At 69.9% G+C, this 17,295-nt stretch carries 12 protein-coding genes and 1 pseudogene; 8 read left to right on the top strand and 5 right to left on the bottom strand.

Annotated features, from left to right (window positions below; translation table 11 throughout):
• Nucleotides 1-147: 147 nt before the first annotated feature.
• The 8 genes and pseudogenes from IOD14_RS32845 (at nt 148) to IOD14_RS32810 (ending at nt 10,376) form a co-directional block, all read left to right on the top strand.
• The gene (locus IOD14_RS32845; protein ID WP_212672245.1) at nt 148-3,099 is read left to right on the top strand and encodes a M14 family metallopeptidase; all 2,952 of its coding nucleotides are present in this window, start codon (nt 148-150) and stop codon (nt 3,097-3,099) included.
• Nucleotides 3,100-3,312: 213 nt separating this feature from the next.
• Entirely contained in the window at nt 3,313-4,320 is a 1,008-nt protein-coding gene (gene gap / locus IOD14_RS32840) for a type I glyceraldehyde-3-phosphate dehydrogenase (RefSeq protein WP_123988439.1), read from the top strand.
• A 125-nt stretch (nt 4,321-4,445) separates the two neighbouring features.
• Complete coding sequence (locus IOD14_RS32835) at nt 4,446-5,657, top strand: phosphoglycerate kinase (RefSeq protein ID WP_212672244.1); 1,212 nt, start codon at nt 4,446-4,448, stop codon at nt 5,655-5,657.
• 6 nt (nt 5,658-5,663) lie between these two features.
• Nucleotides 5,664-6,440 carry a triose-phosphate isomerase gene (gene tpiA, locus IOD14_RS32830; RefSeq protein ID WP_212672243.1) on the top strand — a complete coding sequence of 259 codons (777 nt, stop codon included), beginning with the start codon at nt 5,664-5,666 and terminating at the stop codon, nt 6,438-6,440.
• A 103-nt stretch (nt 6,441-6,543) separates the two neighbouring features.
• Nucleotides 6,544-6,774, top strand: a complete 231-nt coding sequence (gene secG / locus IOD14_RS32825) for a preprotein translocase subunit SecG (RefSeq protein ID WP_031057628.1) — start codon at nt 6,544-6,546, stop codon at nt 6,772-6,774.
• A gap of 215 nt (nt 6,775-6,989) precedes the next feature.
• A complete protein-coding gene (locus IOD14_RS32820; protein WP_003957010.1) occupies nt 6,990-7,325 on the top strand; it encodes an RNA polymerase-binding protein RbpA in 336 nt (111 codons plus the stop codon).
• A gap of 729 nt (nt 7,326-8,054) precedes the next feature.
• Complete coding sequence (gene pgi / locus IOD14_RS32815) at nt 8,055-9,710, top strand: glucose-6-phosphate isomerase (RefSeq protein ID WP_212672242.1); 1,656 nt, start codon at nt 8,055-8,057, stop codon at nt 9,708-9,710.
• 38 nt (nt 9,711-9,748) lie between these two features.
• Nucleotides 9,749-10,376 (top strand): annotated as a pseudogene (locus tag IOD14_RS32810) (thioredoxin domain-containing protein).
• Nucleotides 10,377-10,412: 36 nt separating this feature from the next.
• Here the strand turns inward: IOD14_RS32810 and pgl are convergent.
• Genes pgl through tkt form a run of 5 tightly spaced genes read right to left on the bottom strand, consistent with a single transcriptional unit; the run spans nt 10,413 to nt 17,188 of the window.
• The gene (pgl, locus tag IOD14_RS32805; RefSeq protein WP_123988435.1) at nt 10,413-11,195 is read right to left on the bottom strand and encodes a 6-phosphogluconolactonase; all 783 of its coding nucleotides are present in this window, start codon (nt 11,193-11,195) and stop codon (nt 10,413-10,415) included.
• Nucleotides 11,192-12,424, bottom strand: coding sequence for a glucose-6-phosphate dehydrogenase assembly protein OpcA (gene opcA, locus IOD14_RS32800; RefSeq protein ID WP_212672241.1), 1,233 nt, complete (start codon nt 12,422-12,424; stop codon nt 11,192-11,194). The genes pgl and opcA overlap by 4 nt, the downstream gene beginning before the upstream one ends.
• Nucleotides 12,421-13,944: a glucose-6-phosphate dehydrogenase gene (gene zwf, locus IOD14_RS32795; protein ID WP_123988433.1), complete on the bottom strand. Its 1,524-nt coding sequence runs from the start codon at nt 13,942-13,944 to the stop codon at nt 12,421-12,423. The genes opcA and zwf overlap by 4 nt, the downstream gene beginning before the upstream one ends.
• A 4-nt stretch (nt 13,945-13,948) precedes the next feature.
• Nucleotides 13,949-15,067: a transaldolase gene (gene tal, locus IOD14_RS32790; protein ID WP_212672240.1), complete on the bottom strand. Its 1,119-nt coding sequence runs from the start codon at nt 15,065-15,067 to the stop codon at nt 13,949-13,951.
• A gap of 33 nt (nt 15,068-15,100) precedes the next feature.
• Entirely contained in the window at nt 15,101-17,188 is a 2,088-nt protein-coding gene (tkt, locus tag IOD14_RS32785) for a transketolase (protein ID WP_123988431.1), read from the bottom strand.
• Nucleotides 17,189-17,295 lie beyond the last annotated feature (107 nt).

Here is a 17,295-nt window from a genome sequence, read left to right as displayed (position 1 = left end):
GCACCGGCGTCCGCGCATCCGGGCACCGGTGCTGGTGCATCCGGGGGTCGGCGTTTGCGTATCCGTGAGGCGCCCTTGACTGGATCATGAACTGTCATGAGCCTGGCATCTGTTCGCTGCTGTGGCGGACCACCGCAAGGGGGGCTCATGAGACGAAGAGCGAGACCGATCCTCGCTGTTGGCGCACTCCTCCTCGGCGGCGCGGGCCTCGTGCCCGTCGCCCAGGCCGCGGAGAGCGCAGGTTCTCCTGATCCGAACGAAGTCAAGGTCTTCCGGGCCGAGGTGACCAGCGGGCAGGTACCCCTGCTGCTGGCCGCCGGGCAGGACGGACACGAACTGAGCGAGCAGGTGCCCGCGAAGGGCACCGCCACGGTCGAGGTCTACCTCACCGACCAGGAGGCCCGGAAACTCGAGAAGCAGGGTGTCGAGCTCACCGAGCACACCCTGACCGCCAAGGCCGAGGCCCGCGTGGACAAGGCCGCCGAGGGCGTGTTCCGGCCGTACAGCGGAAGCGGCGGGCTGCGGGAGGAACTCCTCGCCACCGCCCGGGCCAACCCCGGCCTCACCAAGGTCGTCTCCATCGGCAAGACGGTGAAGGGCCAGGACATCCTCGCGCTCAAACTGACCAAGAACGCGAAGAAGTCCAAGGACGGCTCCAAGCCCTCCGTGCTCTACATGTCCAACCAGCACGCGCGCGAGTGGATCACGCCGGAGATGACCAGGCGGCTGCTCCACCACTACGTCGACGGTTACAGGACCGACAAGCGGCTCAGGAAGATCGTCGACTCCACCGAGCTGTGGTTCGTCCTGTCGGCCAACCCGGACGGCTACGACTACACCTTCCAGAACGCCGACAACCGCCTGTGGCGCAAGAACCTGCGCGACAACAACGGCGACGGCACCATCGCCGTCGGCGACGGAGTCGACCTCAACCGCAACTTCTCCTACAAGTGGGGCTACGACAACGAGGGTTCGTCCCCCAACCCCACCAGCGAGACCTACCGCGGCACGAGCCCGTCCTCCGAGCCCGAGACCAAGGCCCTGGACGCCTTCGAGAAGCGGATCGGCTTCACGTACGGCATCAACTACCACTCCGCCGCCGAACTCCTCCTCTACGGCGTCGGCTGGCAGGTGGCCACCGACACGCCCGACGACGTCCTCTACAAGGCGCTCGCAGGCACCCCGGACAACTCCGCGATCCCCGGCTACCGTCCGCAGGTCTCCTCGGAGCTGTACACCACCAACGGCGAGGCGGACGGCCACGCGTCGAACGTCAACGGCCTGGCGATGTTCACCCCCGAGATGTCGACCTGCCAGACCGCCTCGGACCTCGACCCGAACGACCAGTGGAACGCCGCCGACTGCCAGTCGGTCTTCAACTTCCCGGACGACGAGAAGCTGATCCAGCAGGAGTTCGAGAAGAACATCCCCTTCGCGCTCTCCGTCGCCGAGTCCGCCGCCCGGCCCGACCGGCCGAAGTCCTCGCTCGGCCTGAACGCCGCCGACTTCACCCCGAAGACGTTCACCACGTCCTACGCGCGCGGCGCGGACCAGGAGGTCTCCGTCGTCGTACGCAGGTCCGTGCGCGACAAGGAGCTCAAGTACCGCGTCAACGGCGGCCGTACGCACGAGCGGGATCTCCGGGCCTGGAAGGGCGGCGAGACCTACGGCGGTGAGGACAACCTCTACTTCGACGAGTACCGGGCCGAGGTGGAGGACGCCGACCCGGGCGACAAGGTCGAGGTCTGGTTCACCGGCCGGCCGAAGAGCGGAAAGCCCGCCTCCAGCACGCACTTCACGTACACGGTCGCCCAGCGGCCGCGCGCGGACGTGCTCGTGGTCGCCGAGGAGGGCGCGACCGCCGCACAGGCGCAGACCTACGTCGACGCGCTCAAGGCGGCCGGCCGTCAGGCGATCGTCTGGAACGTCGCCGCCCAGGGCGCGCCCGACGCGCTCGGGGTGCTGGACCACTTCAAGTCGGTCGTGCACTACACGGGCGCGACCGTCCCGGGCAACCCCACCCAGCTCCAGCTGCGCGCCTTCCTCAACGAGGGCGGCAAGCTGATCGAGGCGGGCGAGCGGGCCGGCGGCAGCGTCGACCTGGGCGGCGGCACGCTGTCCAACGACTTCAGCCAGTACTACCTGGGCGCCTACACGCGGACGACCCTGCCGGGCGCCACCGCCTTCCAGGGCGCCGGCAAGCTCGCCGGGACCGGCGCGAGCCTCGGCGCCGCCCCCGGCAACCCGCTGGACGCGGCCGGATCCTTCAGCGTCACCTCGGACAACCTGCCCGTGGCGACCTTCCCGCAGTTCGCGAGCGCGGGAGCCGGCGCCTACCCCGGCACGCCCAACCCGTACGGACCGTACGAGGGCTCCTCCATGGCGGCCGTCACGCACAGCGACTACGCCTGGAACCGCCTCACCCGCACCGTCGACCTCACCCAGGTGACCGCGGCGCAGGCGCCCACCCTGCGCACCCGGCTGCTGTGGGACACCGAGGAGGGCTACGACCACGCCGTCCTGGAGGCGCACACCGCCGGGGCCGACGACTGGACCACCCTCCCGGAGAAGAACGGCGCCACCAGCACCGCCGTACCCGCCGAGTGCGAGGCCGGGTTCTTCATCGCGGCCCACCCCGCGCTCAAGCGGTATCTGACCCAGGGCGCCGGCGGCTGCACGGCCACCGGCACCAGCGGCCAGTGGAACAGCCTCACCGGGGCGTCGGCAGGCTGGCAGGAGGTCTCCTTCGACCTGTCCGCCTACGCGGGCAAGAAGGTCGAGGTCTCCCTCAGCTACATCACGGACCCGGGGTCCGGCGGCCGCGGTGTCCTCGCCGACAACGCGTCCGTGGTCATCGGTGGCCAGGCCGTGGAGACCGAGGGCTTCGAGACCTCGCTCGGCGCGTGGAGCGTGCCCGGACCGCCCGCGGGCAGCCCCGCGGTCGTCAAGGACTGGGGGCGCGCCGGAGAGCTGTTCAAGACGTACGGCGCGGTCACCACGGACGACACCGTGCTGCTGGGCTTCGGCCTGGAGCACGTCACCTCGGCGGCCGACCGCACGGCCCTCGTCAGAAAGGCGCTCGCGGCCGTCCGCGGGTGAACCGGCTGTGACTCGTCGCAGTCGTTCCGGGTGACCGGAGCTTTCGGTCCGGGACGGTCCGTACCCCTACTGGCGGGTACGGACCGCCCTGCCGTGTATGGGGCATCTCGATGTCACTCCGAAAGCCTCAGGGAGGTAGGGTCGGGGGTGGTCGGGGACATCCCATACAGCTCGCCGGTCTCACAGCCGGCGTACCAACGAGGAGATCGGTTCGTGACGATCCGCGTAGGCATCAACGGCTTTGGCCGCATCGGTCGTAACTACTTCCGCGCGCTGCTGGAGCAGGGTGCTGACATCGAGATCGTGGCTGTCAACGACCTGGGTGACACCGCGACCACCGCGCACCTGCTGAAGTACGACACCATCCTGGGCCGCCTCAAGGCCGAGGTGTCGCACACCGCCGACACGATCACCGTCGACGGTCACACCATCAAGGTGCTGTCCGAGCGCAACCCGGCCGACATCCCGTGGGGTGAGCTGGGCGTCGACATCGTCGTCGAGTCGACCGGCATCTTCACGAAGAAGGCCGACGCCGAGAAGCACATCGCCGGCGGCGCCAAGAAGGTCCTCATCTCGGCTCCGGCCAAGGACGAGGACATCACCATCGTGATGGGCGTCAACGAGAACAAGTACGACGCGGCCAACCACCACGTCATCTCCAACGCCTCCTGCACCACCAACTGTGTGGCGCCGATGGCCAAGGTTCTCGACGAGAACTTCGGCATCGTCAAGGGCCTGATGACCACGGTCCACGCGTACACGAACGACCAGCGCATCCTGGACTTCCCGCACTCCGACCTGCGTCGCGCCCGCGCCGCCGCGGAGAACATCATCCCGACCACCACGGGTGCCGCCAAGGCGACCGCGCTGGTCCTCCCGCAGCTCAAGGGCAAGCTCGACGGAATCGCGATGCGCGTCCCGGTCCCCACCGGTTCCGCCACCGACCTGGTCGTGGAGCTGGAGCGCGAGGTCACCAAGGACGAGGTCAACGCCGCGTTCAAGAAGGCCGCCGAGGGCGAGCTCCAGGGCTACCTGTCCTACACGGAGGACCCGATCGTCTCCTCCGACATCGTCAGCGACCCGTCGTCCTGCACCTTCGACTCCTCCCTGACCATGGTCCAGGAGGGCAAGTCGGTGAAGATCCTCGGCTGGTACGACAACGAGTGGGGCTACTCCAACCGCCTCGTCGACCTCACGGTCTTCGTCGGCAACCAGCTCTGATCCACAGAGCAGGCATTTCGATGTGAGAGCAGGGCCCGGGCGGCGCAGGGACGCGCCGCCCGGGCCCTGACTCACGTGCAGAACAGCCCTCGTACGATCAGAGCACCCTCACCAGGAGTTCCCTCATGAAGACGATCGACGAACTTCTCGCCGAAGGCGTGGACGGCAAGCGGGTCTTCGTCCGCGCCGACCTCAACGTGCCGCTCGCCGACGGCGTCATCACCGACGACGGCCGCATCCGCGCCGTCCTGCCCACCGTCAAGGCCCTCGCGGACGCGGGCGCCAAGGTGGTCGTGGCCTCGCACCTGGGCCGCCCCAAGGGCGCGCCGGACCCGGCCTTCTCCCTGCTTCCGGCCGCCGAGCGGCTCGGTGAACTCCTGGGCGCCCCCGTGGCCTTCGCCCAGGACACCGTCGGCCCCGCCGCCCACGACGCGGTGAACGGCCTGCAGCCCGGCCAGGTCGCGGTCATCGAGAACCTGCGCTTCAACGCGGGCGAGACCTCCAAGGACGACACCGAGCGCGGCGAGTTCGCGGACCAGCTGGCCGCTCTCGCGGACGTGTACGTCGGCGACGGTTTCGGTGCGGTGCACCGCAAGCACGCTTCGGTGTTCGACCTCCCGGCCCGGCTGCCGCACTACGCCGGCTACCTGATCGCCACCGAGGTCGGCGTCCTGAAGAAGCTCACCGACGAGGTCCAGCGGCCCTACGTGGTCGTGCTCGGCGGCGCCAAGGTCTCCGACAAGCTCGCCGTCATCGACGAGCTGCTCGGCAAGGCCGACCGCATCCTCATCGGCGGCGGCATGGCCTTCACCTTCCTCAAGGCCAAGGGCCACGAGGTCGGCGCCTCCCTCCTCCAGGAGGACCAGATCCCGGCGGTCCTGGAGTACATCGAGCGCGCCGAGAAGACCGGCGTCGAGCTGGTCCTGCCGGTCGACGCGGTGGTCGCCCCCGCCTTCCCGGACCTGAAGACCAAGGCCCCGGCCGACGCCACCACCGTCGCCGCGGAGGCCATCCCGGCCGACCGGATGGGCCTGGACATCGGCCCGGCCTCCGGCAAGCTGTACGCCTCGAAGATCACCGACGCCGCCACCGTCTTCTGGAACGGCCCGATGGGCGTCTTCGAGCACCCCGAATTCGCCGAGGGCACCAAGGCGGTCGCCCAGGCTCTCCTCGACTCCTCGGCCTTCACGGTCGTCGGCGGCGGCGACTCCGCCGCGGCCGTCCGGATCCTGGGCTTCGACGAGAACGCGTTCGGACACATCTCGACCGGTGGCGGCGCCTCCCTCGAATACCTCGAGGGCAAGACGCTCCCCGGCCTCGCCGCACTGGAGGACTGACCCCGCATGACCACTCGTACGCCGATCATGGCGGGCAACTGGAAGATGAACCTCAACCACCTCGAGGCCATCGCGCACGTCCAGAAGCTCGCCTTCGCCCTCTCGGACAAGGACTACGAGGCCGTCGAGGTCGCCGTCCTGCCGCCCTTCACCGATCTGCGCTCCGTGCAGACCCTGGTCGACGGCGACAAGCTCAAGATCAAGTACGGCGCCCAGGACCTCTCGGCGCACGACTCCGGTGCCTACACCGGCGAGATCTCGGGCTCGATGCTCGCCAAGCTGAAGTGCACGTACGTGGCGGTCGGCCACTCCGAGCGCAGGCAGTACCACGCCGAGACCGACGAGCTCGTCAACGCCAAGGTCAAGGCCGCCTACAAGCACGGCCTCACCCCGATCCTGTGCGTCGGCGAGGAGCTGGACGTCCGCGAGGCGGGCAACCACGTCTCGCACACCCTCGCCCAGGTCGAGGGCGGCCTGAAGGACCTCCCGGCCGAGCAGGCCGAGTCCGTCGTCATCGCCTACGAGCCCGTGTGGGCCATCGGCACCGGCAAGGTCTGCGGCGCCGAGGACGCGCAGGAGGTCTGCGCCGCCATCCGCGGCAAGGTCGCCGAGCTGTACACCCAGGAGCTGGCCGACCAGGTCCGCATCCAGTACGGCGGCTCCGTCAAGGCCGGCAACGTCGCCGAGATCATGGCGCAGGCCGACATCGACGGCGCTCTGGTGGGCGGTGCCTCTCTGGACGCCGATGAGTTCGTCAAGATCGTGCGCTTCCGGGACCAGTGAGTAGGCCGTAGCGGCGATCCGTCGTACCCTTGCGGGGGCATGGCCCTTAAGGCCGTGCCCCCGTCGTTCATCCGAATCCGAGAGAGTTGGTCCAGCCGTGGTTATGGGGTTCTCGATCGCCCTGATCATCTTCAGCGGCCTGATGATGCTGCTGGTGCTCATGCACAAGGGCAAGGGCGGCGGCCTCTCCGACATGTTCGGTGGCGGTATGCAGTCCTCCGTCGGCGGCTCTTCGGTCGCCGAGCGCAACCTTGACCGGATCACCATCGTGGTCGGTCTGCTGTGGTTCGCGTGCATCATCGTGCTCGGTCTCCTCATGAAGACGAACAGCTGAGCGGCCACGCCACACACAGCACGTACATTCCGCACGTAAGGCCCCATGTTCGGTACGCGCACCTGAGCGCGGCCTATCATGGGGCTTGCGTCTAGGTGTGGGGGCGGTAACTCCAATCACTGGACGCGCGTTGGGCCTTACGTAGACTGAGGCGCTCGCAACGAAGCGACAACGCCGACTCGCTTCGCGGCACCATCACGCAGGGAGTTACGACCGTGGCAAGTGGCAACGCGATCCGAGGTAGCCGGGTCGGGGCGGGGCCGATGGGCGAGGCCGAGCGGGGCGAGTCCGCGCCCCGGCTGCGCATCTCCTTCTGGTGCTCCAACGGGCATGAGACGCAGCCCAGCTTCGCCAGCGACGCGCAGGTCCCCGACACCTGGGACTGTCCGCGCTGCGGCTTTCCCGCCGGACAGGACCGGGACAACCCGCCGGACCCGCCGCGCACCGAGCCGTACAAGACGCACCTCGCGTACGTACGGGAGCGGCGCAGCGACGCGGACGGCGAGGCGATCCTCGCCGAGGCGCTCGCCAAGCTGCGGGGCGAGATCTAGGAGTCGAATGCCGGCCGGGTACCAGGGGTGCCTGGCCGGAACCGTTTTCACGACCGCCGGCCCGCTGGGCATGAGCGCCGGCGCCCCTGGTATGACCGCCGGCCCCCTGGCATGTCCGTCGGCCCGACGGGCACGATTGTCCGCCCGCCGGGCATGACTGCCTGCCCGCCGAGCACGACCGCTGCCCGCCGGGCACGACCGTCGGCCCGTCTGGGCGATGGCGGGCGCAGCTGTCGGCCCCCGCCGGTGGACGCCGGTCGAGGCCGGGGGCGGGTGTGCGCCCGCGTGGCGCGGGGGACGGTACGGACGGCTGCGGTGCGCGGGGGACGGAAATGTGGTGCGCGTCAGGGCCCTCGGCCTTCGGCGCCGTGCCGCGCAGTAGGGCTTCGGCCTTCGGCGCCGTGCCGCGCGGCGGCCCCTCCTCGCCGGGCCCCTGACCGAACTCTGCTCCTCATCGCCGCCCGCGATCACCGTCCACGGCCGCCTGCCCCGGTCTCCCGCGAGCGGCATGTCCCAGCTCGACCCGCCCGAGCCGGGACGAAGGACGAACGGCCCGATCCTGTCCGCGGTGCCCCTCCTCGTGCTGTTTCGCCGTCCCGCTGATACCCGCGCTCCGCGCGCACGTACCTGTTGGTGCGGTCGGCGCCGCAGTCGGTACGGCTCGCGCCCCGCGTTGATCAACTAGGTTGGACCAGCTGGGACAGGCACGAAAGAAGGCTGAAGTCGGACATGAACGCAGACGGCCGTACCAGGCTCAACCGGACGCCCGAGTGGACCGCGCTGGCCGAGCACCGCGAGGAGCTCGGCGAGGTGCGGCTGAGGGAGCTCTTCGCCGCCGATCCCGGCCGCGGCACCGAGTACGCACTGCGGGTCGGTGACCTGTACGTCGACTACTCCAAGCACCTGGTCACCGACGAGACGCTGCGGCTGCTGCGCGAACTCGCCGCCGCGACCGATGTGTTCGGGCTCAGGGACGCCATGTTCCGAGGCGAGAAGATCAACACGACCGAGGACCGGGCCGTGCTGCACACCGCGCTGCGGGCCCCGCGCGACGCGGTGATCGAGGTCGACGGCGAGAACGTCGTGCCTCAGGTGCACGCCGTGCTCGACAGGATGAGCGACTTCGCGGGCCGGGTCCGTTCCGGTGAGTGGACCGGGCACACCGGCAAGCGGATCAAGAACGTCGTCAACATCGGCATCGGCGGCTCCGACCTCGGTCCCGCGATGGCCTACGAGGTGCTGCGCGGCTTCACCGACCGCGACCTCACCGTCCGCTTCGTGTCCAACGTCGACGGCGCCGACCTGCACGAGGCCACCCGCGACCTGGACGCGGCGGAGACGCTCTTCGTCATCGCCTCCAAGACCTTCACCACCATCGAGACGATCACCAACGCCACCTCGGCCCGCGCCTGGCTGCTCGACGAGCTCAAGGCCGGCCAGGAAGCCGTCGCCCGGCACTTCGTGGCCCTGTCGACCAACGCCGGGAAGGTGGCGGAGTTCGGCATCGACCCGGACAACATGTTCGAGTTCTGGGACTGGGTCGGCGGCCGCTACTCCTTCGACTCGGCGATCGGTCTCTCCCTGATGATCGCCATCGGCCCCGACCGCTTCCGCGAGATGCTCGACGGCTTCCACCTCGTCGACGAGCACTTCCGCACCGCCCCGGCCGAGGCCAACGTGCCGCTGCTGCTGGGCCTGCTGGGCATCTGGTACGGCAACTTCCACGACGCCCAGTCGCACGCCGTACTGCCGTACAGCCACTACCTGTCGAAGTTCACCGCCTATCTCCAGCAGCTGGACATGGAGTCCAACGGCAAGTCGGTGCAGCGCGACGGTCGGCCGGTCGAGTGGCAGACCGGACCGGTGGTGTGGGGCACGCCCGGCACCAACGGGCAGCACGCCTACTACCAGTTGATCCACCAGGGCACCAAGCTCATCCCCGCGGACTTCATCGGCTTCGCCGAGCCGGTGGAGGAGCTGAGCGACGGGCTCAAGGCCCAGCACGACCTGCTGATGGCGAACTTCTTCGCCCAGACCCAGGCGCTGGCCTTCGGCAAGACACCGGACGAGGTGCGGGCGGAGGGTGTGGCCGAGGAGCTGGTCCCGCACAAGACGTTCCAGGGCAACCACCCCACGACGACGATCCTGGCCCGCGAACTGACCCCCTCGGTCCTGGGCCAGCTCATCGCCCTCTACGAGCACAAGGTGTTCGTCCAGGGCGCCGTCTGGAACATCGACTCCTTCGACCAGTGGGGCGTCGAGCTCGGCAAGGTCCTCGCCAAGCGCGTCGAGCCGGCGCTCACCGAGGGCGTCGAGGTGCCGGGCCTGGACGCGTCCACGAAGGCCCTGGTGGCGACGTACCGGGAGCTGCGCGGACGCCAGTGAGCCACCCCGGCCGGAACTGCTGTGCGTTTTCCGTGCCCATGCCCCGTGCCGGTCACGGCGGGGGCGCCTACAGCGGTCTGGAGGCGGTTCCGGAGAAGCTCGGTGCCGACGGCACGACGATCACCGTCGGCAACCCGCACGCGCCGGTGAGGGGTGCACCTCTACGAGGACCCGAGGTGCCCGGTCTACGAGGAGTTCGAGTCCACCGGCGGCGGCCCGGAGCTGCGGGAGGCGACCGTACGGGGGGAGACGAGGACCGAGTCCCTGGCGTCCTTCCTGGACGACAGGGTCGGCGGCAGCGGTTCGGAGAAGGCGGTCAACGCCCTGCGGGCGGCGCCGGCGGAGGGCAGGTTCGCGGAGCACCACCAAGTGCTCTGCCGCCACCAGCCCGAGGAGTCCGAGGACGGCTTCACCCATGACCGTCTGCTCGAACTGGCCGAGCGTGTCGACGGGTTGCGGGGCCCGGCGTTCGACTCGGCGGTGAAGGGCATGAAGTACCGGGCCTTCATGAAGGCGTCCGAGAAGGCCAATGAGGACGCCGACTGCAACGGCGTGCTCTTCGACGCTCCGGTGTTCTCGAACCTGCTCCGGGAGATCCGCAGGGAGCCGGAGGACTGGCAGAACTACGTCTTCCCCGACGTCGCGACGACGCCGGGCCCCTTCTGAGGGACCCGGCGTCGACCGCCGTACGCGAAACGGGTGTTACGGCGAGGCCGGTGGATACAGCGACCTCGGCAGCTGGGACGCCGCCGCCGAGTCCAGCAGCCACAGGGTGCGGGCCCGGCCGCGCGCCCCCGCCGCCGGGGCCTGGATCTCCCCCGCGCCGGACAGGGCGATCGCCGCGGCCTGCGCCTTGTCCTCGCCGGCCGCGAGCAGCCACACCTCGCGTGCCGCGCGGATCGCGGGCAGCGTCAGCGTCACCCGGGTCGGCGGGGGCTTCGGCGCGCCGTGCACACCGACGACCGTGCGCTCGGTCTCCCGGACCGCGGGCAGCTCCGGGAACAGGGACGCCACATGGGTGTCCGGGCCGACGCCCAGCATCAGCACGTCGAAGGTCGGGACCGCGCCGTGGTTCTCGGGACCGGCCGCACGGGCCAGCTCCTCGGCGTAGGCCGCCGCCGCGGCCTCGACGTCCGCGCCGTGGGGGCCGTCCGACGCCGGCATGGCGTGCACGCGCTTCGGGTCCAGCGGTACGGCGTCCAGCAGGGCCTCGCGGGCCTGCGTGACATTGCGCTCCGGGTCGCCCTCGGGCAGGAAGCGCTCGTCGCCCCACCACAGGTCCAGACGGCCCCAGTCGACGGCGTCCCGGGCGGGCGCCGAGGCCAGGGCGGCGAGCAGACCGTTGCCGTTGCGGCCGCCGGTGAGGACCACCGACGCGGAGCCCCGGGAGGCCTGCGCGTCCACGATCCTGGTGATCAGGCGGGCCGCGGCGGCCTGGGCCATCAGCTCCTTGTCGTGGTGCACGACCAGCTGCGGGGTGCTCACTTCGCCGCCTTCCCGTTCCCGGTCAGGCCGGAGGGGACCGGCTTCAGCGATGCCGACGGCGCCCCTTCCGCCCGGGGAGCTTTCGCAGGGCCCTCGACAGGGGCCTTGACGGCGAGCTCCGCGGAAGCTCCGGATCCAGCGGATCCAGCGGATCCTCCGGAGACGGGCTCCCCGGAGGAGGACTCTGCGGCGCCGGACCCCTCGGCGGCGGATTCGTCGCCGACGGGCTTGTCCGCGACGGATCCGGGTTCTCCTTTGGGAGCCGGTTCCCGAAAGGGCGCCGACGGTCCCGGAAAGGGCGCCGACGGGTTCAGCCGTTCCACCCCGAACCGCAGCGCGGAGGCGTACGTGTCGTCCGGGTCCAGCCTGCGCAGCTCCTCCGCGATCAGCTCGGCCGTGTCCCGGCGCTTGAGCGCCACCGCACGGTCCGGCTGCCCCTGGATGGAGAGCGTGGCGAGCGAGCCGTCCGCACGGTCCAGCACGATCGGACCGCTGTCCGTGTGCAGGCGTACGGCCGTCAGACCGGGGCCGCCGGACAGCGACCGCTTCACCGGCACGTCCAGCCGGTCCGCCAGCCACATCGCCAGCAGCTCGCAGCTCGGGTTGAACTCCTCGCCCTCCACCTCGACGGCCTCCACCTCGCAGGTGACCTGGTCGAGCGCGGCGGCCAGCATCGAGCGCCACGGGGTGATCCGGGTCCAGGAGAGGTCGGTGTCGCCCGGGGCGTAGGTCTCGGCGCGCGCCGTCAGCTCGCGCACCGGCTGCTCGGAGGCGTACGTGTCGGTCACCCGCCGCTGGGCGAGCGCACCCAGCGGGTCCCCGGCCGGGTCGAGCGGCGCGTCCACCGGCCACCAGACGACGACCGGCGCGTCCGGCAGCAGCAGCGGCAGGACGACCGACTGGGCGTGGTCGGCCACCTCGCCGTACAGCCGCAGCACCACCGTCTCGCCGGTGCCCGCGTCCGCGCCCACCCGCACCTCGGCGTCGAGGCGGGACTGGGTGCGGTCACGAGGACTGCGCGACACCCGCTTGATGACCACCAGCGTGCGCGAGGGGTGCTCGCGGGACGCGTCTCCGGCGGCCTTGAGGGCGTCGTAGGCGTTCTCCTCGTCGGTGACGATGACCAGCGTGAGCACCATGCCGACGGCCGGTGTGCCGATGGCCCGGCGCGCCTTGACCAGCGCCTTGTTGATCTTGCTGGCGGTGGTGTCGGTGAGGTCTGTCTTCATGGCCGGCGCCAGCTCCGTCCCTCTCGTGCGAGCATTTCGTCCGCCTCGACCGGGCCCCAGGTCCCCGCGGGGTACTGGGCGGGCCTGCCGTTCGTGTCCCAGTACTCCTCGATCGGGTCGAGGATCTTCCAGGACAGCTCGACCTCCTCCGTGCGAGGGAAGAGGTTCGAGTCGCCGAGCAGCACGTCGAGGATCAGCCGCTCGTACGCCTCGGGGGACGACTCCGTGAACGACTCGCCGTAGGCGAAGTCCATGGACACGTCCCGGATCTCCATCGAGGTGCCCGGCACCTTGGAGCCGAAGCGGACGGTGACGCCCTCGTCGGGCTGGACGCGGATGACGATCGCGTTGGAGCCGAGCTCCTCGGTGGCCGTCGTGTCGAAGGGGGAGTGCGGGGCCCGCTGGAAGACCACCGCGATCTCGGTGACCCGGCGGCCCAGGCGCTTGCCGGTGCGCAGGTAGAAGGGGACGCCCGCCCAGCGGCGGTTGTCGATCTCCACCTTGATGGCCGCGTAGGTGTCGGTCTTCGACTGGGGGTCGATGCCGTCCTCTTCGAGGTAGCCGACCGCCTTCGCGCCGCCCTGCCAGCCCGCCGCGTACTGTCCGCGCACGGTGTCCCGGCCCAGGTCCTTCGGCAGCTTCACCGCGCCGAGCACCTTGGTCTTCTCCGCGGCCAGCGCGTCCGCGTCGAAGGAGGCCGGCTCCTCCATGGCCGTGAGGGCCATCAGCTGGAGCAGGTGGTTCTGGATGACGTCACGGGCGGCGCCGATGCCGTCGTAGTACCCGGCGCGGCCGCCGATGCCGATGTCCTCGGCCATCGTGATCTGCACGTGGTCCACGAAGGACCGGTTCCAGATCGGCTCGAACATCGTGTTGGCGAAGCGCAGCGCCAGGATGTTCTGGACGGTCTCCTTGCCCAGGTAGTGGTCGATGCGGAAGACCTGGTCCGGGGCGAAGACCTCCTCGACGGTCGCGTTGAGCTCCTCGGCCGACTTCAGGTCGTGGCCGAAGGGCTTCTCGATGACCGCGCGGCGCCAGGACCCGCTCGACTGGTCGGCCAGCCGGTGCTTCTTCAGCTGCTGGATCACCACGGGGAAGGCGGACGGCGGCACGGACAGGTAGAAGGCGAAGTTGCCGCCGGTGCCCTGTGCCTTGTCGAGTTCGTCGATGGTGTCGCGCAGCCGCTCGAACGAGTCGTCGTCGTCGAAGGTGCCCTGGACGAAGCGCATCCCCTGGATGAGCTGCTGCCAGACCTCCTCGCGGAACGGCGTCCGGGCGTGCTCCTTGACGGCGTCGTGGACGACTTCCGCGAAGTCCTCGTGCTCCCAGTCCCGCCGTGCGAAGCCGACCAGCGAGAAGCCCGGCGGCAACAGACCCCGGTTCGCGAGGTCGTACACGGCGGGCATGAGCTTCTTTCGTGACAAATCGCCCGTGACGCCGAAGATGACCAGGCCCGACGGCCCCGCGATACGCGGGAGCCGTCGGTCGGCAGGGTCACGCAGCGGATTGCTGCTCGACAAGATTTCAGCCCTCCGAGGGGGCGAGGCGCTGGAGCTCCGCCTCGGTCGACTTGAGCAGGTCGTTCCAGGCCGCCTCGAACTTCTCGACGCCCTCGTCCTCCAGGAGCTGGACCACCTCGTCGTAGCTGATCCCGAGCTTCTCGACGGCGTCGAGGTCGGCGCGGGCCTGCTCGTACGTGCCGGCGATCGTGTTGCCGCGGATCTGCCCGTGGTCCTCGGTGGCGAACAGGGTCGCCTCCGGCATGGTGTTCACCGTGTTCGGCGCCACCAGCTCGTCGACGTACAGCGTGTCCTTGTACGCCTTGTCCTTGACGCCGGTCGAGGCCCACAGCGGACGCTGCTTGTTCGCGCCGGCGTTCTCCAGCTTCGACCAGCGCTCGCCCGAGAAGACCTCCTCGTACGCCTGGTAGGCGAGGCGGGCGTTGGCGACACCGGCCTTGCCGCGGGCGGCCTTGGCCTCGTCGGTGCCGAGCGCGTCGATGCGCTTGTCGATCTCGGTGTCCACACGGGACACGAAGAAGGACGCCACGGAGTGGATCTTCGACAGGTCCAGACCCCGCTCCTTGGCCTTCTCCAGGCCGGCCAGGAAGGCGTCCATGACCAGGCGGTAGCGCTCCAGCGAGAAGATCAGCGTGACGTTGACGCTGATGCCGAGGCCGATGACCTCGGTGATCGCGGGAATGCCCGCCTGGGTGGCCGGGATCTTGATGAGGGTGTTGGGGCGGTCGACCAGCCAGGCGAGCTGCTTGGCCTCGGCGACGGTCGCCTTGAGGTTGTGCGCCAGGCGCGGGTCGACCTCGATCGACACCCGGCCGTCCTGACCGTTGGTCGCGTCGAACACCGGGCGCAGGATGTCGGCGGCGTCCCGGACGTCCGCCGTCGTGATCATGCGGAGGGCCTCTTCGACGGACACCTTGCGGAAGGCCAGGTCGGAGAGCTGCTGGTCGTAGCCGTCGCCCTCGGAGATCGCCTTCTGGAAGATCGACGGGTTGGTGGTGACGCCCACGACGTGCTGCTGGTCGATCAGCTCGGCGAGGTTGCCGGACGTGATCCGCTTGCGCGACAGGTCGTCCAGCCAGATCGCCACGCCTTCCTCGGAGAGGCGCTTGAGTGCGTCTGTCATGGAATTACATCTCCTACGTGTCGTATGTGAGCGTCAGCGCTGGGCGGCGGCCAGGGATTCCCGGGCCTTCGCGGCCACGTTCTCCGCAGTGAAACCGAACTCCTGGAAGAGGAGCTTGCCGTCTGCGGAAGCACCGAAGTGCTCCAGGGAAACGATGCGACCGGCGTCCCCGACGTACTTGTGCCAGGTGAGACCGATCCCCGCCTCGACCGCGACACGGGCCCTCACGGCCGGGGGAAGGACGCTGTCCCGGTACCCCTGGTCCTGCTCCTCGAACCACTCCACGGACAGCATGGAGACGACCCGCGTCGGTACACCGTCGGCTTCCAGCCGCTCCCGGGCCTCGGCGGCGACGTGCACCTCGGAACCGGTGGCGATGAGGATCACCTCGGGCGTCCCGGTGGAGGCCTCGAACAGGACGTAACCGCCCTTGACCGCGTCCTCGTTGGGCTCGTACGTCGGCACGCCCTGACGGGTCAGCGCGAGGCCGTGCGGGGCGCCCTTGCCGAACTCCTTCGTCCAGCGCTTGAGGATCTCGCGCCAGGCGATCGCCGTCTCGTTGGCGTCCGCCGGGCGGACCACGTTCAGGCCCGGGATCGCGCGCAGCGAGGCCAGGTGCTCGACCGGCTGGTGCGTCGGGCCGTCCTCGCCGAGACCGATGGAGTCGTGCGTCCACACGTACGTCACCGGCAGGTGCATCAACGCCGAGAGCCGGACGGCGTTGCGCATGTAGTCGGAGAAGACGAGGAACGTACCGCCGTAGATGCGGGTGTTGCCGTGCAGCGCGATGCCGTTCATCTCCGCGGCCATGGAGTGCTCGCGGATGCCGAAGTGGATCGTGCGGCCGTACGGGTCGGCCTCCGGCAGCGGGTTGTCCGCCGGGAGGAACGAGCTGTTCTTGTCGATCGTCGTGTTGTTCGAACCCGCGAGGTCGGCGGAGCCGCCCCACAGCTCGGGGATCACGGCGCCGAGGGCCTGCAGGACCTTGCCGGACGCGGCACGGGTGGCGACACCCTTGCCGGGCTCGAACACCGGGATCGAGGACTCCCAGTCCTTGGGCAGCTCACCCGCGGCGACCCGCTCGAACTCGGCCGCGCGCTCGGGGTTGTTGCTCCGCCACTCCTGGAAGGACTTCTCCCACTCGGCCCGCGCCTGACGGCCGCGCTCCAGCGCCCCGCGGGTGTGCTCGATGACCTCGTCCGCGACCTCGAAGGACTGCTCCGGGTCGAAGCCCAGCACCCGCTTGGTCGCCGCGACCTCGTCGTCGCCGAGCGCCGAGCCGTGGGCGGCCTCGGTGTTCTGCGCGTTCGGGGCGGGCCAGGCGATGATCGAGCGCATCGCGATGAAGGACGGCCGGTCGGTGACCGCCTTGGCCTTCTGGATCGCCTCGAAGATCGCGGCCGGGTCGAGGTCGCCGTTGGCCTGCGGCGCGACACGCTGCACGTGCCAGCCGTACGCCTCGTACCGCTTGACGGTGTCCTCGGAGACGGCCGTCTCGGTGTCGCCCTCGATCGAGATGTGGTTGTCGTCCCACAGCAGGATCAGGTTGCCGAGCTTCTGGTGGCCGGCCATCGAGGACGCCTCGGCGGAGATGCCCTCCTGGAGGCAGCCGTCACCGGCGATGGCGAAGACGTAGTGGTCGAAGGGGGAGGTGCCCTCGGGGGCCTCCGGGTCGAACAGACCGCGCTCGTAGCGGGCGGCCATCGCCATGCCCACCGCATTGGCGACACCCTGGCCGAGCGGACCGGTGGTGGTCTCGACGCCCTTGGTGTGGCCGTACTCCGGGTGACCCGGGGTCTTCGAGCCCCAGGTGCGGAAGGCCTTGAGGTCGTCCAGCTCCAGGCCGAAACCGGCCAGGTAGAGCTGGGTGTAGAGGGTCAGGGACGAGTGGCCGGCGGACAGCACGAAGCGGTCGCGCCCGACCCAGTCCGGGTCGGCCGGGTCGTGCCGCATCACCTTCTGGAAGAGGGTGTAGGCGGCGGGAGCCAGGCTCATCGCCGTACCCGGATGGCCGTTTCCGACCTTCTGTACGGCGTCGGCGGCCAGGACGCGGGCGGTGTCGACGGCCCGCTGGTCCAACTCGGTCCACTCGAGGTCTGTGGTGGTCGGCTTGGTGCTCACCCTGGGTCAGGGCTCCTCTCCACATGTCACGCATGTCGAATGCCGGTGCACGGGACGCCCGGCCGTTGTCGAGCCTACCCCCGCAAGTACGTGCGTTTTTTCGAGTC

The organism is Streptomyces sp. A2-16 (genome assembly GCF_018128905.1).
GTDB lineage: Bacteria > Actinomycetota > Actinomycetes > Streptomycetales > Streptomycetaceae > Streptomyces.
The sequence above is the reverse complement of the archived record's forward strand: the minus strand, read 5'-3'. Positions and strand labels throughout refer to the sequence as shown.